This is a genomic window from Chromobacterium sp. HL1, assembly GCF_057418835.1.
This window is the reverse complement of sequence record NZ_CP162399.1, coordinates 3834590-3853868: the sequence shown is the minus strand read 5'-3', so window position 1 is coordinate 3853868 and position 19279 is coordinate 3834590. Positions and strand designations below refer to the sequence as shown.

The window sequence follows — 19279 nt, the reverse complement described above, 5'->3', positions numbered from 1 at the left end:
GCCATCAGGACAGCTCGGGCTGCCAGACCCTCCACGGCGCCCGGCCGCTTTCCCACAGCTCGTCCAGCTGGATTTTTTCGCGCAGCGTATCCATCGGCTGCCAGAAGCCGGCATGTTGGAAGGCCGTCAGCTGACCCATGGCGGCCAGCTTCGCCATCGGCTCGCCCTCCCAGCTGGAGTGGTCGCCTTCGATCAAGGCGATCACTTCGGGCTGCAGCACGAAAAAGCCGCCATTGATCCAGCCGCCGTCGCCCGGCGGTTTTTCCTTGAAGCCTGTGACGCGGCAGCCTTTGCACACCAAGGCGCCAAACCGGCCTGGCGCTTGTACCGCCGCCACCGTGGCCAGTTTGCCGTGCTCACGGTGAAAGGCGATCTCCGCGGTCAGATCGATGTCGGCCAGCCCGTCGCCATAAGTGAAGCAGAACGCTTCGCCGGCCGGCAGGTAAGGGGCCACGCGTTTGAGCCGGCCTCCGGTCATCGTGTGCTCTCCGGTATTGACCAGAGTCACATGCCAGGGCTCTGCATGCTGGCGATGCACCTTCATTTGATTCTGGGTGAAATCAAATGTCACATCGGACATGTGCAGGAAATAATTGGCGAAATATTCCTTGATGACATAGCCCTTGTAGCCCAAGCAAATGATGAAGTCATTGATGCCGTGCGCGGAAAAGATCTTCATGATGTGCCACAGAATGGGCCGGCCTCCCACGCTGATCATCGGCTTGGGTTTGAGGTGGCTTTCTTCCGATATCCGGGTGCCGAGTCCGCCGGCCAGGATCACGGCTTTCATCTGCAAGTTTCCATGGCGTCAATCAACGAATGCTGCCGTAACGCTCGTGCAGCAACACATCCATGAAATTGGCGGCCGAGGCCTGGGCCTTGATGTATTCGGTCAGGATGGGGGAGGTTTCTTCGCTGATCTGGGGGAAGGACAAGCCATAGCAGGCCAGGGTGTTGCGGTACTTGAGCAGGCAGCAGTTGCTTATGCTGTTGATCATCATGTCCCGTTCCTGTCCGGCGGGCAGATTGCGCCGGATGACGTCTATATAGGCGTTGATCTGGTTTTCATAGCTGGCGAAGCCATCCAGGCCATCCAGCATCAGCTTGCGCTTATAGGCTTCCTGATCGCCGTAGTCGTGAGCCTGGCGCATGAAGAACAGGATTTCAGGGTCGTAAGCGAATGCGCCTTGGGCTGCCATCTCGAACAACAGCACATGGTCGATGCCGACGATGGGCATCGCCACATTGCGGTATTGCACTTTGCGGAAGGCCGACATGCGGTTCATGCCGTAGGCCTGATAGGCGTAGACCAGACCCCAGGCCACCACATGCATGCGCGAGAAGGTGTCCATGCCGCGGGTGTCGAAAATACCGCCGATCTGGCTGCCCACGCCGCTTTCATTGAAAAAAGCGGATGCCGTCACCGCCAGAACCACATCGGGCTGGTTGTCGAGTTGGGCGACGCAGCGCTCAATGTATTGTTTGTGATACAGATCGTGACCGGCGGCGAACATCATGTATTCGCCGCGGCAGCGGTCGAAAATCCGGTAGAAGTTCTGCGGCGCGGCAACCGTTTCTTCCGTGCGCAGCAAAGTGATGCGGGAATCTACCGCGGCATAACTTTGCAGTAGTTCATAAGTGCCGTCGTCGGAATGGTTGTCGGAGATGATCAGTTCAAAATCGCCGTAAGTCTGCCCCAGCAACGATTGCAAAGTCATGTCCAGATATCTTGCCTCCCGGTAGACGGGCATGCCGATGCTTACTTTTGGAATAGTCATTGTTCTACCTTGTAAAGATTGGAAGTCGTTGCTGCTGCCTGCATTCTAGCCAAGGCCGATGAAGATCGGCGACTGTAAACAGCGGCCCGGGAAGTCTTGCGCATTGCGGTCGCAAGCGGCGCGATTGGCTGCGCGCTTATTCTACCCAGGCGGGGTAGGGGCCGGTAGTCCCTTGCCAAGGCGGCGGCATGGGGATTCAAAGGCCGGGCTTGGCGGCGGCGCCCTCTTTGGGCGGCGATAAACGCGATTCCGTTAAGCTGGGCATGATGTGAGGCGAGCCGCCATGTTTGGGTGTCCGCGTTCAACTTAAGGCGCGCATTGCGCAAATCAAGCCTTTGGGCCATGTCCAGGCCTTATCGTGTCAGCGTCCGGGGCTGCTGCATTATAGTCCCATCCCAATCAGAGACGCTGGCGGCAGGTCTGGCTTGTATGCGGTAATCGTACCAATGATGACATTTTCATGAATACGGGCCGAATCTCCTTTGGGAGGGACGGGTTTCATGGTTTGAGCCGGTGTGGTGGGGGACCACCTCGCTTCGGGCTTGCTGCCTAGCTCCTGTACGAAGATGACATGGGCTTGTATCTGAGCGTCCTGTATCTTGTCCGCGTTCGCCGGCTATTCTTCGGAAAGGCCGGTCTTTCGCGTCGCGGGCGGCCATTCATGCGGACATCGTGTCGCTGAGGCGCTGCGGCCCCCTTTGATTCCGAGGATTTCGGCATGATTTGGGCTGTTGCCCATGACGTTTCTCAGTAATATATGGCAACCCGAATTTTAACCTGCCGTCTTAGCCTGGCGGGCTGTGCTGTCGCCATTCAGGAAACCAAGAAGATGAACTCACTTTTTCTCACTGTCGAAACTCAAGCGGAGTTGGAGCAAGTCCAGGCCTATCTTGCCGTTCATGATCCCAACCAGTTTGAGTTGGTACTGGTGATTAACGCCCAGTTGATGTCGCCGGCATTATCGGCGCTGCAAGCCCGTTCCAAGGTGTGTTTGGTTCCATTCGTGAATGGCCTGCCCATGTTGGATGCGCATAATCTGGCTGCAGCCGGCGGAGAGTGGGTGGGTTTTGCCTGCGGCTTGGGCTTGCCGGTCGATACCGCTCCGGTCGCCGACGACGGCGCTCATTGGCGCGTGAGCGATAGTTGGGCTTGTTTGCCGGGCGGAGTGCCTTTGCGTCGAGAGCGAGCGCGGCAGAGCGAAGGCGATTATGGCCGCTTCCAATTGAGCGGCGTGGAGGACTTCGCCGCTCATCTGCAGCAATGCGGGGAACCGAGTTGGCTATTGGCGCAGCAAGCCAACGGCTGGCTACGCAAAAGCTGGCTCTTGCAATTGGCCGCAGGCGCTCGTCGTTTATCGCCGCATCAATGGCTGCATCGTCGTTTACGGCAGGCGTTCGCGGGAGGTGAAACCGTTGTCTTGACTCATTCGCCCCAGGCCGCGGCCACGCATATCGATGCGTTGGCTAAAGGAGAGGAAGAGCGAGTCCTGTGGTTGCAGCGTGAACTTGTGGGCTGGCTTGAATTGTTGTGCGACGTCTATGCGGATGAATTGCTGGTGCGCTTGGCCTTGCAAGCCTTGCTGCCGCTGAACCGGCCATGGCTGCTGACCGACCGAGGCGCGGCCGACAACTTGGTTGGCCAATTGTCCAGCGTGTTTCGCCAGCAATATCCTCAGGCGCCGCTGCTGAGAAGCCCGCTATTGGAGGGCGCAGGCTGGCGAGTTATGGCGGAAGCGCAGATAGACCGAATCCAGGTGGCCAGTTTCGCCTATGCGGAATCGTTCGCAGCGCAAGCCGGAGCGATGACGCTGGCGACCATCCGTCATGAATGGGTTCGTCTGGACCGTTTGCTGGGTGTGGAGTGTTTTGACGCGACCTTGCAAGACCCGGATGGGCAGTTCATGCAGTTGATGGCGCTCTATCGGGACGGAGATGGCCGCTGGGTGCTGCCGTCTTTGCTCGCCTCGTGGCCGGAGGACGCCTTGATTCGCCTGACTGAGCTATTGCAGGATGGCGCGAAAGGGATTCAGCCCAACCATGCCCAGGTCCGCGATGCGGCCCTGGCGCGCGAGCTTGAGCAGAGCGGCGCCGGGCGTTTTCTGCCTGGGCTGGAAGGGTATGCGACCTTGGTCCAGCACGCTTTACGCTACCGGGCGGCTGCCGATCTTGGGCCTCTGGGCCGGGTGCTGGACTGTGCGTCGGGGGCCGGCTACGGCTGGCATATTCTGGCGGACGCGGGCAGCATGGCCGATTACACCGGCATTGACCTCAACGCCGACGCAATCCGTTTTTCCCAGCGTTTCATCCCCGGCGACGCCGAGAATTGCCGATTTGAGGCGCGTCTGCTGAATACGCTGCCGCCTGCCGCCTACGATACGGTGATCTCATTTGAAACCATAGAGCACACGGATGATCCGGAGCTGTTCCTGTGGGAGCTCTCCGAACGCATCGCTTCCGGTGGCCGCTTGCTGCTGAGTTTGCCCACCGAGCGCTGGGCCGGCTCTCACCTGAACCCGACGCATTGGACCAACTGGACGGAGTCCAGAGTGCGTCGTTTGTGCTCGCGCGTATTCGAAAAGGTGGACTTGCATCGTTTGCGGTTATCGTTGGTGTCCCCTGAGACCTTCCAGTCCGGGTTGCTGCACCAGAACTGCGCCGAGTCTGGCGAGGATGAAGGCTTCCTGCTGGTGCTGGAGCAGCCAAGACCGCGGGCACTGGCCAAGCGGGTGGTCGTTCAAAGACGTTTTGCCATGGGCGACGCGCTCTTGGCCAGCTCGGTATTGCCCGCTTTGCGCCGGAAATATCCTGATCGGCAATTGTTGGTCAGAACCCAGGTGGTTGAGGCTTTCCAAGCCATCGAGGAGGCCGACATCGTTGGTTGCATGTCGCTGCAGTTGCGTCCGGACGATATTGTCGTCGATCTGGATGGCGCTTATGAACATGCCAGGGATTTGCACATCATTGAGGCGTATGCGCGACGCAGCGGGGTTGCGCCGAGCGCACCCTCGCTGCCGCGGCTGATGCAGGATTATCGGCCATTGGCCAACAAGATCGTGGCCTCGGGCTGGCTGGCGGCTAAAAAGCCGGAGCATCTGGTGGCCATCCATATGGCGGCAAGTTCGCCGGACCGCATCTGGCCGGCGGCGCGTTGGGGAGAATTGTTGCCGGCGCTGGCCGCCCGCAATATCGGGCTTGTGTTGTTGGGCAGCGGCAAGGATTTTACGCTGGAAAACCTGCCCGAGGCCGCCAGAGCGGGCGTGGTGTCCCTGGTCAATGAGCTGCGTCTGGCCGAAACCGCGGCGGCGATTTCGGTTGCCGACATGCTGATCGCTCCGGACTCCGGCCTGATCCACATCGCCCATGCGGTCGGCACGCCGGTGCTTGGCTTGTTCGGCATGGCTGAGCCGGCGCAGCGCCTGCCGTTGCGCGGCGCATCGCGGGGCCTGATTGCCGATATCGAGTGCAAGGGGTGTCTCGCAGAGCTGCCGGCGGAAGCCGCGCCGCTGTGTCGTAGAGGACACGCGTATTGCATGGATATGCTGACGGTGGAGTCGGTGCTGACCGCCGCCACCGGCATGCTGCAAGAGGTGCCGAATCAACAGTGGCGCAGCCGCCTGCTGCAAAACATTCCATTGCCGTTCTCCTGGGGCAAGGCCAACCGTTTGCAGAACGAGAGCAGACAGGATATTTCAGGGCTGGCGAGTCCTGTGCTTGCCGCTCCCGAAGCGCCGCGCCGCAAGCCGAGAATCGGCGTCTTGACCCGAGATGCCCTGGACGAGGCTTGTTATCGTCTGCGTTTGGGAGACGCCCTGCAGTTGGTGGAAAAAGAGTTCGACCACTATTACTACAAGCATTCGGCCGCCTACCTATATGACGGGGTGTATCCGTTCGACAGCGATGACGATTTCGTCAGGGAAATGGATATCTTCCTGGTGCAGCGCCTGTTCCCAAGGCCGGAGAGCAAGGCCATGCTTGAAAAGCTGGTCGAATCCGGCAAGCCCATCGTTTACGAAGTGGACGACTGGTTGCCGGAAATGCCTGAGTCGCACCTGATGTACAAAGAGTGCGAATCTTCTTTTGAGCAGATCAAATGGCTGCTGCCCAAATGCGCATTGGTCACGGTGACCACCGAGCCATTGGCGGAGAAAGTGCGCCCCTTCAACGATAAGGTTTTTGTTTTCACCAACACTCTGGCCCGGGACCGCTTCGTAACGCCTAGGCCGCGCAATGACAAAGTCACCATCGGTTTTGCCGGCACCACGTCCCGCGGCAAAGAAATGGCGGCGATAGAGCCGGCGCTGATGCGTATTTATCGAGAATACGCCGGTTTGGTGAAATTCGTATTCTGGGGAGAAGTCCCCAAATCCATGGTGGGGATGAAGGATGTCCGGCAAGTCACCACGTTTGTGAATTACAGCAAGTTTCTGACCGATCTTGCGGACCTGCGGCTGGATATCGGCATCGCTCCTTTGGCTCACGGCGCATTCAACGACAGCAAGTCCGATTTGAAATGGCTGGAGTACTCCGTGGTCGGCGCGGCGACGGTTTTGTCCGATACGCCGGCCTACGCCTGGCTCAAGGATAGCGGCATGGCCAGCGTGGTGGAGAACACGGAGCAGGCATGGTTCGAGGCCTTGGCGGCCTTGGTTGAGGACGCGGATCTCAGAGAGCGGCGTATTGCGCTGTCCCAGCATTACATCAAGGAGCGCAGGGTACTGGAAGACGCCGTGCCTTTATTGTTTGATCAATGGCGCCAGCTGCTGCCCAAGAACTTGCGGCCAAACGGCATCAGCGAAATGGGAAAGGTCACCACTTACGCCTTTTCCGAACCCGAACAGTTTGCGTTGCGGGACTACCGGCGCTGGCTGGGAAACCATAATCTACGAGAGATCCACGCGGAGCAATTGGCGGAGTCGATGTGCACTGCCTGGCAAAGCCGGCCTTGGTTCAATCTGATCGTATTGGCGCCGCAAACCCGGCTGACTCGTCTGGCGGAGAGTCTGGCGGCCTTGGAAAACCAGCTTTACCCTAATTGGCGATTGATCGTGCTGTCCGACAGCGCGGTGCCGGATCCGGTGTTCAACAGCAGCGATCAACTGGGTTGGGTGCAGTTGGATGATCTGAGCGACTTTGAGACGGTGGCCGCGACCATCAACGGCGTGATCTCCGAAGTGGCATCCGATTGGACGTGGTTGTTGCCCGCAGGCTTCCGTCTACAACCGCAGGCCTTGCTGCGTTTTGGCGAGGCCATCCATCAGCATCCGGACTGGAAAGCCGTGTATTGCGACAGCGACGTCGTGTCGCCGATGGGGGAGCGTTTCCTGCCGGCCTTCCGGCCGGACTTCTCGCCGGAATATCTGCGCTCGATGGACTACATCGGCGACGCGGTCGCCTTCTCCACAACCGCGCTGTCGATGCTGGGCGGCTTCCAGCCCTATCCCGGCGCCTACAATTTCGACGCCTTGCTGCGCTTGTTCGAGCTGCAAGGCTCGCATGTCATCGGCCATGTCGACGACATGTTGCTTTCCTTGCCGTGGCGGCATCCCGATCAACAGCCCTTGTGTCTGGCGTCTTGCCAGGTAGCCTTGGAAGAGCATGCCAAGCGTTGCGACCAGTCTGCCAGCGTGGGGCCGGGGCTGGTGGACGGGACCTTCCATTTTGAGTATCAGGTCCAGGGCAGCCCTCTGGTTTCCATCATTATTCCGACGCGGGATAAGCTTGAATATCTGGAGCCGTGCATAGACAGCGTGCTGCAGCGCACCGCCTACCAACACTTTGAGTTGATCATTGTGGACAACCGTTCGGAGCAGCCGGAAACCCAGGAGTATTACCAAGCGTTGCAGGCGAGCTATCCCGGGCGGGTCCAGATCGTGGCCTATGACCAGCCGTTCAATTTCTCCGCCCAGTGCAACCTTGGCGCAGCGCATGCGCGCGGCGACTACTTGCTGCTTTTGAACAACGATACCGAACTGGCACTGGAAAGCTGGTTGGAACGCATGTTGGCGACAGCTCAGCAACCGGGAGTGGGCGTGGTCGGCGCCCGCCTGCTGTATCCGGAAGTCGGGCAAATTCAGCATGCCGGCATTGTATTGGGCTTGCCGGGGGGCATGCACTCGGTGGCGGATCACGTGTTCGAGCCTCAGGACATGAATCTGCCGGGGTATATGAGCCGCGCCGTGACCATGCAGAACTACTCCGCCGTCACTGGAGCTTGTCTGATGGTGGCCAAGTCCACTTACCTGGATGTGGGAGGCATGGATGAAGAAAAATTCCAGGTGTGCTTTAACGACGTCGATCTGTGCTTGAAGGTTCAGGCGGCGGGTTGGCGCAATGTTTACAATCCGTTTGCCGTGATGTACCACCATCACGCCAAGAGCATAGGGCGCACCACTTCCGATCCGCGTATAGCGTTGCAGGCCGCGGTTCGCGAGCGCGGGGAAATGGAGAACTTCCTCCATGCCTGGATGCCGGTGTTGAAACGAGACCCTGGCTTCAACCGGCACCTATCCCTGCGCAAGCGCAGAATGGAACTGGAAACTGAACGGCACGTATCTTGGGACCCGAGCCTGGGCGGACGGCAGCGGGTATTGGGTGTGCCGGTGCCTGGCGGCAGCGGCGAGTACCGGCTGAGTCAGCCCTTATCGGTATTGCAAGAGCACGGCCTGCTGGACGGGGAGATTCTGCAGCCGGTGCATGGCTTGCCCTCTCTGGTGGAAATGGCGCGCATGGCGCCGGATGTCTTATTGCTGCATACCGCGGTGAACGATGGCGTTTTGGACGCTTTGGGGCAATACCGGTCCTACTTCCCTGGCATTCGAACCATCTTGGGCATTGACGACCTGGTGGGCGGCACGCCGCTGAAGAGCGACTTGTACGACCATTGGCGACGCCACTATCCCGATGCCAAGCAGCGTCTGCGTCGGGCGTTGAACATGTCCGATGCCCTGGTCGTGTCGACGGAACCGTTGCGTGAGTTCACGCAGGGCATGGTTGGCGAGGTTGCGGTGATCCCCAACCGTTTGCGTCGCAGCATCTGGGGCGAATTGCAAGCCAAGCGGCGAGTCGGAGCCAAGCCCAGAGTGGGTTGGGTGGGCGCGTCGCAACACCGCGGCGACCTTGAGCTGCTGTTCGAGGTGATCAAACAGACTCACCAGGAGGTCGATTGGGTGTTCATGGGCATGTGCCTGCCCCAGTTCCGGCCATATGTGGCCGAGGCGCATCAAGGCGTGCCCTTCAGCGAATACCCGGAAAAGGTCGCAACCCTGAATCTGGACCTGGCGGTGGCGCCCTTGGAGATGAACGCGTTCAATGAGGCGAAGAGCAATCTGCGCTTGCTGGAGTACGGCGCGATGGGATGGCCGGTGGTGTGTACCGACATCTATCCGTATCAGACCAACGGCGCGCCCGTTTGCCGCGTGCCGAATGATGTCTCCGTCTGGGTCGACGCCATTCGCAGCCGCGCGCATGACCTGGATCAGGCGGAGCGGGAGGGAGACCTGCTGCGTGCCTGGGTAGAGCGCGACTATTGGTTGGAAGACCATCACGAGGACTGGGCCAAAGTCTTGCGTGGTTGAGTCTAGGGGGGTAGGGGAGCCGCTTTGCGATCATTGAGATCCAAAGCGGCTTTTTAATGATCGGCTTGAAGCGTGTTAATTGGTAAAAATACCATTTTGGTCAAGTTTATTAACCTTTGGACGATCTAATGGCTGTGCTGCGGAATACGGGCGCTCCGGTTGACGCAGTCTTGATCTCAAGGGGAATCACATGGCTATTACAGTAAACACCAATATTGCGTCGCTGAACGCTCAGCGCAACCTCAACCAATCCAGCAACTCGCTGCAGGTTTCGCTGCAACGCCTGTCTTCCGGCATGCGCGTCAACAGCGCCAAAGACGATGCCGCGGGCCTCGCTATTTCCCAGACCCTGACCTCCGCCATCCGCGGTAACAATCAGGCGATCAAGAACGCCAACGACGGCATTTCCGTCGGTCAGACCGCTGAAGGCGCGCTGGGGCAGATCGCCAACAATATGCAACGTATCCGCGAAATCGCGGTACAGGCGTCCAACGGCTCGGTCAGCAACACCAACCGCTCGCAACTGCAAAGCGAAGTGGACCAGCTGACTCAGGAAATCTCGCGTATCGTGCAAACCACCCAGTTCAACGGCACCAGCCTGTTGTCCGGCGGCTCGGTACTGACCTTCCAGGTGGGCTCGTCCGGCGCGGCGACCAACCAAGTGTCGATTTCCTCCACCGACCTGACCTCGGCGGGCACGTTGAACGCCTATAACTCCAGCCTGACCAATACCGGCACGATCAGCGTGACCACGCAGGCTGGCGCATCTGGCGCCTTGTCTTCGCTGGACGCCGACATCGCCCAGATCTCGAACATCCGTTCGACCTTCGGCGCGGTGCAGAACCGTTTTGACGCAGTGGTCTCCAACCTGCAGAACTATACCGAGAACCTGACGGCGGCCAACAGCCGCATCGTGGATGTCGACTTCGCGGCGGAAACCGCCACCCTGACCAAGAACCAGATTCTGCAACAGGCCGGCACTTCCATCCTGAAGAACGCCAACTCGCTGCCGCAATCCGCGTTGACGCTGCTGCAGTAATGAGGGAAGGGGCTTTGTCATACCGGGCAAAGCCCCCGCTCTATTTTGGTGCTTGGATGGGAAATGGCATGGTTTGAATGAGGTTTTTGGCAAAATTCACGTTTTGACCGTAAAGTTTATAGAAGCCCTGACGATATGGTGAGTAAGCAAGTCGCTTTGCCCAACTGAACATCAGGAGAATCACCATGGCTATTACCGTCAACACCAACATTGCTTCGCTGAACGCGCAGCGTAACCTCAGCAACTCCAACAACTCGTTGCAAGTTTCGCTGCAACGTCTGTCTTCCGGTCTGCGCGTCAACAGCGCCAAGGACGACGCCGCCGGTCTGGCGATTTCGCAGACCTTGAGCGCCGCCATCCGCGGTAACAACCAAGCGATCAAGAACGCCAACGACGGCATCTCCGTCGGTCAGACGGCGGAAGGCGCTTTGGGCCAGATCGCCAACAACCTGCAGCGTATCCGTGAAATCGCGGTGCAAGCGTCCAACGGTTCGGTCAGCAACACCAACCGCTCGCAGCTGCAAAGTGAAGTGGACCAGCTGACCCAGGAAATTTCTCGTATCGTTCAAACCACCCAGTTCAACGGCACCAGCCTGTTGTCCGGCGGTTCGGTACTGACCTTCCAAGTGGGCTCGTCCGGCGCGGCGACCAACCAGGTTTCGATCTCGTCGACCGACCTGACCTCCGCGGGGATTTTGAACAGCTACAACTCGAGCCTGACCAACACCGGCACCGTGAGCGTTACGACTCAAGGTGGCGCGTCGGGTGCGCTGTCTTCGCTGGATGCCGACATCGCCCAGATTTCGAACATCCGTTCGACCTTCGGTGCGGTGCAAAACCGGTTCGACGCGGTGGTGGCCAACCTGCAGAACTACGTGGAAAACCTGACTGCAGCCAACAGCCGTATCGTGGATGTGGACTTCGCCGCGGAAACTGCTACCCTGACCAAGAACCAGATTCTGCAACAGGCCGGTACTTCGATTCTGAAGAACGCCAACTCGCTGCCGCAGTCGGCACTGACCCTGCTGCAATAAGTCTAGAATGATGGTATGAGCCAGCGGCGGCTCCGGTTGGTTGGGCAACCGGAGCTGCGCGCGTCAGGAGAGTTGTCATGCAAATACCTTCTTTACAATCGCTGCCGATTGCCAACGCGGGCGCATCCGCGCCGCGGCAGCAAACGGTGGAGCTGGCGCAAAGCGGGCAGGGGGCTGATAAGGCCGCTTCCGCTTTGCCGGACAATGCCCAGGCCGTTGCCGCCGCCGGACAGGCGCAGCAGCAGCAGGCGCAAAATACCGCGGCCAAGGAAAAACCATCGGTTACCGAGCAGTTGCAGTCTTCGCTGAAGCAACTGAACAGCGTGGCCTCGCTGTACAATAACCAGCTGGAGTTCTCGGTGGACAAGGACACCGATCTGCAGGTGGTGAAAGTCGTGGACAAGGAAACTCAGAAGGTCATCCGGCAGATACCTTCCGAGGACGCGATCCGGATCGCCAAGGCGATCGGCGACTTCAAGGGCATGCTGCTGAAGGACAAGGCTTGAGTCCCGGGAGCGGCTCAACAAATACACATTAAAGGGTGATGAACATGGCAGGGATAACCACATCAGTCGGCGCGATCGACGTCCAAACCATCGTAAGCCAGTTGATGGCGATCGATTCCCGGCCATTGGTCGCCAGTCAGAAGAAACTGGACGGCTACAACACCCAGTTGAGCGATCTTGGCAAGATCGGTTCCGCGCTGTCCGCGCTGCAAAGCGCGATCACCAGCTTGTCGTCGGGATCGTTCTTGCAAGCGTTCAAGGTGTCCTCCAGCGACACTTCCGTAGCCGGGGTCAGCACCACTTCCGGCGGCGTCAACGGCACTTATGTCGTCAACGTCGCCAAGCTGGCGACCTCTCGGCAACTGGTGTTCGACCAGTTCAACGGCACCGACATCAAAAGCGCGCAAACGGAAATCACCGGCGCGCCCAATGAACTGAAGTTCACCATCAATGGCAAGGAACAGACGGTCAAGCTGAGGGATAATCCTGGCGACAAAGTCACCTTGCAGTCCATTTCCGACAAGATCAACGCCGAAGGCATGGGCATCAACGCCTCTGTCGTTAAAAACGGCGACAACTACAAGCTGGTGGTGGCGTCGACCGCCTCCGGCACCGACAATAAGTTCTCCATCAGCGCAGGCGGCACCGACTCCGGCGGAGTCAGCGGTTCGACGCTGGCTGGCTTGACGCAAAGTCCAACCGCCAACGGCGAGTCCAAGGACGCGGTCAACGCCGAGTTGACTGTGAACGGCGTGCAGGTGACCTCCGGCAGCAATAAAGTCAGCGGCGCGATTCCTGGCGTTGAGTTGGACTTGTACAAGGGCGGAACCGGCGTTTCCACCACGGTGACGCTGAATCAGGACTCCGCCGGCATCGGCAAGAATCTGCAAGGTTTTGTCGACGCGTATAATCAAGTCCTAAGCGCGATCAAGGATGCTCGCGGCGGCAGCATGAAAGGCAATGCCTCGGTTTTGTCGATTCAGCAAAAGCTGCAGGATGTGTTGACCAAATCCATTCCCGGCGTCGACCCGGTCAACTCCTTTGCCTACCTGTCTCAGATCGGGATCGCGATTCAAAAGGACGGCACTCTCAAGCTGGATCAGACCAAGTTCAACGACGCCTTGAAAAAAGACCCGACCGCGGTGAAAAACCTGTTCGGGAATACCAGTAGCAATGGGATTGCCCAGTTGTTGAACAAAGAGATCAACAGTTTGTTGGGCCCGAGCGGCGTGGTGGAAAGCAGCAAGAGCTCGATCAATTCGCGCATCAGCACTGAGAAAGCGTCGCAGGATGCGCTGACCGCTCGGCTGACCGCGCGACAGAAACAATATATCCAGCAATACACCGCCTTGAATTCGACGCTGGCTAAAATGCAGGCTTCGACCAATAATCTGAGCGGTCTGATGTCTCAAGTATGAATTTGGTATTTCGTCATGATTTTACGCTGAGGTCGGATCGGGCAGAACCGCCCGCCGGCCCGGCTCAGCCGGTGGCAACAATATGCTGAACTCCAGAATGTTGAAGCAATTCAACAAGGCTTATGAAAACGACGCCTTGAAGGCAGCGGTGTACGGCGCCAGCCCGATCGGGATCGTGGTCATGCTGTACGAAGGCGCGATCAAGGCGATCATGACCGCTGGCATTGCGATCGAAGCTCAGCGCTTCGATGAAAAGGCGCGCATGATCTCCAAGGCGATGGACATCATCGAAGGCCTGCGCATCGCGCTGGATGTGGAAGCCGGCAGCGAGGCGGCCGTCAACCTGAACGAGCTGTACCTCTATATGAAGACGCGCTTGGGACAAGCCAGCCTCAAGAACGATCTGACCATTTTGGGGGAAGTCCGCAGCCTGTTGGAAACGATTCTCCCCGCCTGGCAGCAAGTCGACCGCAGTCAGCCCGCGGCCAGCGCGGCGGCGGGCGCATGACGGCGACGGCGCGCGCGACGACCTTGGGACAGCTGGTGGCGGAACTGGAGGCTTTGACGCCTCAGGTGTCCGCAGCGGTGTCCGCCAAGGATTACGAGCGTTTCAACGCCTTGCAGGCGCAGCAGGAAAAGCTGATGTCGCGCCTGTTGGCTTCGCTGACCCAGGAAACATTGTCCGGCCTGGAGGAGGCTCAGCGCGACAGGCTGCGCGAGCTGGTGCGGCGGCGCGAGGAAATCCAGGCCGATCTGGTCCAATGGTCGGAAGCGCTACGCTCGGAGCTGGTGCTGATCAATCAGAACTCCCGGGTGCTGAAACACTATCGTTGATCGCAAATCGCCGCGACGGCCCGGCCAGGACGGCGGAGTCGATTTGATGGCGGGTTGGCCTTGGGTTGTTGGAGGTTTCGCCATAAAATTAAGTCACGGCGGAAACTCTTCCATGGGGAACCAAGATGTCCGGCACCTTTTTCCCATACCTGATGGTCGTGCTCTGGCTGATGCTGGCCATGGCGGTGGCGTATGTCTACTGGCGCGTGCTGCGTCTGGAAACCAAACGCGACAGCTTGACCACCATGTATCTCGACCAGCAGCAACAGCAGATCAGCGCTATGCAGCGGGATATGTCGCGCCTGTTGTCCCGGGTGGAGCAGCAGGCGCACGGGGATGTCGGACTCAGCCCTTACAATCAGGCGATCGAGATGATACGCCAGGGCTTGACGGCTTCCGAAGTGGCCTCCCGCTGCGGCATCTCCCGCAGCGAGGCCGAGTTGATCGTTTCCCTGTACCGAAATAGTCCCACCTCATGATTCCGTCGATCAATACCGGCGTCTTGCCGGCGCAGCAGATCAACCCCTCGCAGCTATTGGGCGAGGGCGCCAAGCTGCTGCTGGAAACCGCGACCCTTCCCAGCCGCTTGCCGACGCTGCTGCTGGGCGAGCAGGTGACGGCGCGCGTGGCGGATCGCCTCGACAATAATCAGCTGGCGGTATTGATCAAGAATTCGCTGTTCACGCTTAACCTGCCCCAAGGGGCGACGGTAAGCGGCGATACGCTGCAGCTGAAGGTGGCGTCGCTGCAACCGGCGCTGACCTTTTTATTGCAGGACGGCGGCAAGGAGAGCGCGGAGCAGACCAAGGGCAGTTCGGTGCAAGTGGCCCTGAGCCCGGCTTCCCGTTATCTGACCCATCTGCTGTCCACCCAGACCAGCGACGCCGGCAAGCCGGTGCTGGTCAACGCGGCGCAGCAGCCGCCGCCCAAGGTGGCGGAGGATTTGCAGCAGGGCGTGGCCAAGAGCGGTCTGTTTTACGAATCCCACCTGAAGGATTTCGCCGACGGCCGCACCAGCCTGGCCGAGATCAAGCAGGAGCCGCAGGCCAAGATGAGCCAAGCCTTGGCCAATACCGAGCACGCGGCGGCCAGCGCGCGGCCGCAGGCGCAGGCTCAAACCCAGGAGTTGGGCAATCTGGTGCAAAGGCAGCTCAACGGCCTGGAAAACCAGCAACTGCAGTTTCAAGGCATGGCCTGGCCCGGCCAGCCCATGCAGATGGTGATCGAGCAGGAAAAGACCGAGGCCGACCGCGAAGGCAACGGCCAGCAGGAGATGCAGGCCTGGTCGACCAATCTGTCCTTGAATCTGCCGGCCCTGGGCGGCATGGCCGCGCGCATTCGTCTGGTGGGCCAGTCGGTGCAGGTGTCGTTCTCCGCCGAGGACGAACAGGCCGGGCAGTTGATCACCCAGAACGCCGGCCGGCTGGAGGCGGGCCTGGCCTCGGCCGGCCTGGCCTTGGCCAGCTTGGTGGTGAAGGACGATGGCGCGGCCGCCGAGTGAGGACAAGCGCCGCTCCGCGGTGGCTTTGTCTTACCAGGAGGGGCACCGTTCGCCCAAGGTCGTCGCCAAAGGTTATGGCGAGCTGGCCGAGCGCATCATAGACCGCGCGCGGGAGGCCGGCGTGTTCGTGCACGACTCGCCGGAGCTGGTGTCTTTGCTGATGCAGGTGGACCTGGACAAGAACATTCCGCCGGAGCTCTACCGCGCGGTGGCCGAGGTCCTGGCCTTCGTCTACTTTCTGGAGCATCACGCCTCCGGCAAGGATTATGAATTCGAGGCCTGGCTGGGCGGGCGCAAGCCCGCGCCTTTGCCCGAGCCCTGATTCTCCCCGCCGCGCGCTGGCGTTGCGGCGCGCTTCCCCTTATCCTCGATGAATCTCGTCGTTTTCATCGTGGAGTCGCAAATGAAAGTCGCTTATATCGGTCTGGGCATCATGGGCCGTCCCTGCGTATTGAACCTGCTGAAGGCGGGTCACCAGGTGACGGTGTGGGCGCGCAGCCGCGAACGGGCCGAACCCTTGTTGCAGGCGGGCGCAAGCTGGGCGGACAGCCCGGCCGAGCTGGCCGGCCAGGTCGAGCTGCTGATCACCAATGTGTCGGACACCGCGGATGTGGAACAAGTGCTGCTGGGCGAGCAAGGCGCGGTTCACGGCGCCGGCGCGGGCCTGGTCTGCGCGGACATGAGCACCATCGCGCCCAACGGCGCGCGCCGCATCGCGGAGAAACTGGCGGCTTACGGCGTGGACTTTCTGGACTGCCCGGTGTCCGGCGGAGAGGTGGGCGCCGTCAACGGCACGCTGACCATCATGGTCGGCGGCAAGGCCGAGGCCCTGGAGCGCGCGCGTCCGGCCCTGCAGGCCATGGGGCAGACCATCACCCATATCGGCGCCAGCGGCGCCGGCCAGGTGGCCAAGGCCTGCAACCAGATCGCGGTCGGCGTCGGCGTCGCCGCGGTGGCGGAAATCATGAAGCTGGCCCAGGCCTGCAATGTCGATCCCGCGCCGGTGCGCGCCGCGCTGCTGGGCGGTTTCGCGCAGAGCAAGGTGTTGGATGTCCACGGCCAGCGGATGATAGACGACAACTACGCGCCGGGCTTCAAGGCCAAGCTGCACGCCAAGGACATGCGCATCGTGCTGGAGACGGCGCGCGAGCAGGGCATCCGCTTGCCGGAAGCGGAACGGGTGTCGGGCCTGATCGATCAGCTGGTGGCCGAGGGCGAGGGCGAGCTGGATTCGTCGGCGATCGCGCGGCTGATCTGGCGGCAGAACTGAGGCGGCGGACAAAAAAACGGCGAGGCCAGGCCTCGCCGTTTTAGCAGAAGCGCCGGAGGGCGCTTCAGGCGACCTTGTCTTTCAGCTGCTTGCTGGGCAGAAACACCACTTTGCGCTTGGCGGCGATCTCGATGGTCTCGCCGGTCTTGGGATTGCGGCCGGTGCGGGCGGCGCTTTCCTTGACTTTGTATTTGCCCACCACGGTGGTGATTTCGTCGCCGTTGGCCAGCGCGTTTTGCAGCACTTCGTCAAAAGCGCCCAACACCCGGAGCACGTCGGCCTTGCTCAGGCCGGATGTCTCGGCCAAGGCCGCGATCAGTTCTGCTTTGGTCATGTTTTGGTCTTTCCCTAAGGTCTAGGAGGGCTTGCCGCGGCGGCTCTGGCCGCCGGCGCCGCGCTTACTCGATATTCTGGATCTGCTCGCGCATCTGTTCAATCAGTACTTTCAACTCCACCGAGGCCTGTGTGGTTTCCGTGGAGACCGATTTGGACCCCAGCGTGTTGGCTTCGCGATTCAACTCCTGCATCAGGAAGTCCAGACGCTTGCCGGACTGACCGCCGGCTTTCAGGATGCGGCGCACTTCGCTGAGATGGGTGCTGAGGCGGGCCAGTTCTTCATCGACGTCTATTTTCTGAGCGAACAGCGCGAATTCCTGCTTCAGCCGGTCTTCGTCGACATTGCCCAGCGCTTCTTGCAGGCGGCTGGACAGTTTGGACATATGAGCGTCCAGAATGGCCGGCAGCTTGGGCTTGATGGCGACGACGATGGCTTCCATGCCGGTGATGCGTTCTTCCAGCACCACTTTGAGTTTTTCGCCTTCGCGGCCGCGCGAGGCGTTGAAGTCCTTCAGCGCCACCGCCAGGCTTTCCGTGCACAGCTGCTGCAGCACTTCCGGCGGCAACTCGTTGGTTTTCATCACGCCGGGCCAGCGCATCAGCTCGCCTACCGACAGGCCGCGGTTTTCGCCGGCCTGCTCGCGCACCTGTTGCGAGACCTCGATCAGGCGCTGCAGCACGGCCTGGTTCAATTCCAGCGTCGGCACGGCGCTGTCCACCTGATTGATGCCGACGCGGCATTCCAGCTTGCCGCGGCTGACCTTGGCGGAAATCAGCTCGCGCAATTGCGGCTCGATCACGCGCAATTCTTCCGGCAAGCGCATTTGCAAATCAAGGTAACGGTGGTTGACCGAGCGAATTTCTAGGCTCAGCAAACCGCCGGGAAATTCCCTGCTGCTTGCGGCAAAGCCTGTCATACTTAAAATCATCAGACACCCCCTTAGATGAGCGGATTGTTTACTTTCTCAAGGCTGGGCCCGAATTGCTTTGCTAAGCTCAATCCAAGGCCTGTGGACACTATAACAACTGACACCCCATGACTCAATCGAACCAGCAGACCGCTTTGCCGGCCGGCTCCCGGCTGGGCGAGTACACGATTGTCCGCCAACTCTCCGTGGGCGGCTTCAGTGTTGTCTATTTGGCGCTGGACGATCAGGACAATAAGTTCGCGATTAAGGAGTACTTGCCGCGCAATCTGGCGCTGCGCGACGAGGACGGCCACGTGACGGTGCCGCATGAGTTGGACCGCGAGGCCTTCAATCTGGGCCTGAAATGTTTTTTCGAGGAAGGGCGCATTCTCTCCGGCATTTCCCACCCCACCGTGGTGCGAGTGATCAATTTCTTCCGCGCCAACCAGACGGTTTATATGGTGATGGAGTACGCCGACGGCCGCTCGCTGGTGCGGGAACTGGAACTGGCCGGCGGACGGCTGGACGAGCGCCGCCTGCGCAAATGGTTCGCCGCGCTCTTGTCCGGGCTGCGGGAGGTCCATCTGCAGCGTCTGCTGCATCTGGACATCAAGCCCGCCAATATCTATCTGCGCCGCAACGGCGCGCCGCTGCTGCTGGATTTCGGCGCGGCCAGGCAGACCTTGTCGCGCCGCGACAAGCACTTCGCCTCGATGTACACCCCGGGCTTCGCCGCGCCCGAGCAATATGAAAAAGACGCGCCGCTAGGGCCGTGGACCGACATCTACGCGCTGGGCGCCTGTCTTTACGCTTGCATGGGCGGCGGCACGCCGCAGATTTCCAAGGAGCGCAAGGAAAGCGATCGGCTGACGCCGGCGAGCAAGGCCTTCCGCCATTTGTACTCCCGCGAGCTGCTGGAGCTGACCGATCAGTGCCTGGCGCTGTCTCCGGAGGAGAGGCCGGCCACCGTGCCGGGGCTGCAAAAGCGCCTGATGGCGGAGGAGTACAGTCCGCCGGAAGAACTGGCGGGCAGCAAGTGGGTGGGATGGATAAAAAACCTGACTGGCGGACGCTCGTGATGA

Annotated in this window: 16 protein-coding genes; 12 read left to right on the top strand and 4 right to left on the bottom strand. The window is 60.2% G+C overall.

All coding sequences use genetic code 11. From position 1 onward, the window contains the following. Positions 1-4: 4 nt before the first annotated feature. A complete protein-coding gene (gene rfbF / locus AB1Z25_RS17565; RefSeq protein WP_486635782.1) occupies positions 5-790 on the bottom strand; it encodes a glucose-1-phosphate cytidylyltransferase in 786 nt (261 codons plus the stop codon). A 22-nt stretch (positions 791-812) separates the two neighbouring features. After that, on the bottom strand, positions 813-1778 hold the full coding sequence (locus AB1Z25_RS17560) for a glycosyltransferase family 2 protein (protein WP_081545459.1): 966 nt from the start codon (positions 1776-1778) through the stop codon (positions 813-815). 829 nt (positions 1779-2607) lie between these two features. On the opposite strand from AB1Z25_RS17560, the gene AB1Z25_RS17555 reads away from it, so the two are divergent. The 11 genes from AB1Z25_RS17555 (at position 2608) to AB1Z25_RS17505 (ending at position 16953) form a co-directional block, all read left to right on the top strand. Continuing rightward, positions 2608-9351, top strand: coding sequence for a glycosyltransferase (locus AB1Z25_RS17555; RefSeq protein WP_486635781.1), 6744 nt, complete (start codon positions 2608-2610; stop codon positions 9349-9351). A gap of 190 nt (positions 9352-9541) precedes the next feature. Next, entirely contained in the window at positions 9542-10390 is an 849-nt protein-coding gene (locus AB1Z25_RS17550; protein ID WP_081545457.1) for a flagellin N-terminal helical domain-containing protein, read from the top strand. A 185-nt stretch (positions 10391-10575) separates the two neighbouring features. Then, positions 10576-11424: a flagellin N-terminal helical domain-containing protein gene (locus AB1Z25_RS17545; RefSeq protein WP_048414322.1), complete on the top strand. Its 849-nt coding sequence runs from the start codon at positions 10576-10578 to the stop codon at positions 11422-11424. Between the two features lie 77 nt (positions 11425-11501). Beyond that, positions 11502-11930 carry a flagellar protein FlaG gene (locus AB1Z25_RS17540; protein ID WP_043642102.1) on the top strand — a complete coding sequence of 143 codons (429 nt, stop codon included), beginning with the start codon at positions 11502-11504 and terminating at the stop codon, positions 11928-11930. 44 nt (positions 11931-11974) lie between these two features. After that, on the top strand, positions 11975-13348 hold the full coding sequence (gene fliD, locus AB1Z25_RS17535) for a flagellar filament capping protein FliD (RefSeq protein ID WP_486635780.1): 1374 nt from the start codon (positions 11975-11977) through the stop codon (positions 13346-13348). Positions 13349-13430: 82 nt separating this feature from the next. After that, positions 13431-13856, top strand: coding sequence for a flagellar export chaperone FliS (fliS, locus tag AB1Z25_RS17530; RefSeq protein ID WP_107800445.1), 426 nt, complete (start codon positions 13431-13433; stop codon positions 13854-13856). Beyond that, on the top strand, positions 13853-14182 hold the full coding sequence (fliT, locus tag AB1Z25_RS17525; RefSeq protein ID WP_235086921.1) for a flagellar protein FliT: 330 nt from the start codon (positions 13853-13855) through the stop codon (positions 14180-14182). The genes fliS and fliT overlap by 4 nt, the downstream gene beginning before the upstream one ends. Before the next feature lie 125 nt (positions 14183-14307). Continuing rightward, entirely contained in the window at positions 14308-14661 is a 354-nt protein-coding gene (locus tag AB1Z25_RS17520; RefSeq protein ID WP_081545453.1) for a DUF2802 domain-containing protein, read from the top strand. Further along, positions 14658-15683, top strand: a complete 1026-nt coding sequence (gene fliK / locus AB1Z25_RS17515; RefSeq protein WP_486635779.1) for a flagellar hook-length control protein FliK — start codon at positions 14658-14660, stop codon at positions 15681-15683. Before AB1Z25_RS17520 ends, fliK begins: the two co-directional genes overlap by 4 nt. After that, positions 15664-16005 carry an EscU/YscU/HrcU family type III secretion system export apparatus switch protein gene (locus tag AB1Z25_RS17510; RefSeq protein WP_019103813.1) on the top strand — a complete coding sequence of 114 codons (342 nt, stop codon included), beginning with the start codon at positions 15664-15666 and terminating at the stop codon, positions 16003-16005. The genes fliK and AB1Z25_RS17510 overlap by 20 nt, the downstream gene beginning before the upstream one ends. Before the next feature lie 81 nt (positions 16006-16086). Continuing rightward, a complete protein-coding gene (locus tag AB1Z25_RS17505) occupies positions 16087-16953 on the top strand; it encodes an NAD(P)-dependent oxidoreductase (protein WP_486635778.1) in 867 nt (288 codons plus the stop codon). A 64-nt stretch (positions 16954-17017) separates the two neighbouring features. On the opposite strand, the gene AB1Z25_RS17500 is transcribed toward AB1Z25_RS17505, so the two are convergent. Both AB1Z25_RS17500 and AB1Z25_RS17495 read right to left on the bottom strand, forming a co-directional pair. Next, positions 17018-17287 (bottom strand): HU family DNA-binding protein, encoded by a 270-nt coding sequence (locus AB1Z25_RS17500; RefSeq protein ID WP_048414328.1) that lies wholly within the window; start codon positions 17285-17287, stop codon positions 17018-17020. 64 nt (positions 17288-17351) lie between these two features. Further along, positions 17352-18218, bottom strand: coding sequence for a YicC/YloC family endoribonuclease (locus AB1Z25_RS17495; RefSeq protein ID WP_107800441.1), 867 nt, complete (start codon positions 18216-18218; stop codon positions 17352-17354). 107 nt (positions 18219-18325) lie between these two features. Between AB1Z25_RS17495 and AB1Z25_RS17490 the strand changes: the two genes are divergently transcribed. After that, on the top strand, positions 18326-19276 hold the full coding sequence (locus tag AB1Z25_RS17490) for a serine/threonine protein kinase (protein WP_081545449.1): 951 nt from the start codon (positions 18326-18328) through the stop codon (positions 19274-19276). Positions 19277-19279 lie beyond the last annotated feature (3 nt).

Coding starts and splice junctions, on each gene's coding strand:
- rfbF (WP_486635782.1), bottom strand. CDS start 790: ATGAAAGCCGTGATCCTGGCCGGCGGACTCGGCACCCGGATATCGGAA.
- AB1Z25_RS17560 (WP_081545459.1), bottom strand. CDS start 1,778: ATGACTATTCCAAAAGTAAGCATCGGCATGCCCGTCTACCGGGAGGCA.
- AB1Z25_RS17555 (WP_486635781.1), top strand. CDS start 2,608: ATGAACTCACTTTTTCTCACTGTCGAAACTCAAGCGGAGTTGGAGCAA.
- AB1Z25_RS17550 (WP_081545457.1), top strand. CDS start 9,542: ATGGCTATTACAGTAAACACCAATATTGCGTCGCTGAACGCTCAGCGC.
- AB1Z25_RS17545 (WP_048414322.1), top strand. CDS start 10,576: ATGGCTATTACCGTCAACACCAACATTGCTTCGCTGAACGCGCAGCGT.
- AB1Z25_RS17540 (WP_043642102.1), top strand. CDS start 11,502: ATGCAAATACCTTCTTTACAATCGCTGCCGATTGCCAACGCGGGCGCA.
- fliD (WP_486635780.1), top strand. CDS start 11,975: ATGGCAGGGATAACCACATCAGTCGGCGCGATCGACGTCCAAACCATC.
- fliS (WP_107800445.1), top strand. CDS start 13,431: ATGCTGAACTCCAGAATGTTGAAGCAATTCAACAAGGCTTATGAAAAC.
- fliT (WP_235086921.1), top strand. CDS start 13,853: ATGACGGCGACGGCGCGCGCGACGACCTTGGGACAGCTGGTGGCGGAA.
- AB1Z25_RS17520 (WP_081545453.1), top strand. CDS start 14,308: ATGTCCGGCACCTTTTTCCCATACCTGATGGTCGTGCTCTGGCTGATG.
- fliK (WP_486635779.1), top strand. CDS start 14,658: ATGATTCCGTCGATCAATACCGGCGTCTTGCCGGCGCAGCAGATCAAC.
- AB1Z25_RS17510 (WP_019103813.1), top strand. CDS start 15,664: ATGGCGCGGCCGCCGAGTGAGGACAAGCGCCGCTCCGCGGTGGCTTTG.
- AB1Z25_RS17505 (WP_486635778.1), top strand. CDS start 16,087: ATGAAAGTCGCTTATATCGGTCTGGGCATCATGGGCCGTCCCTGCGTA.
- AB1Z25_RS17500 (WP_048414328.1), bottom strand. CDS start 17,287: ATGACCAAAGCAGAACTGATCGCGGCCTTGGCCGAGACATCCGGCCTG.
- AB1Z25_RS17495 (WP_107800441.1), bottom strand. CDS start 18,218: ATGATTTTAAGTATGACAGGCTTTGCCGCAAGCAGCAGGGAATTTCCC.
- AB1Z25_RS17490 (WP_081545449.1), top strand. CDS start 18,326: ATGACTCAATCGAACCAGCAGACCGCTTTGCCGGCCGGCTCCCGGCTG.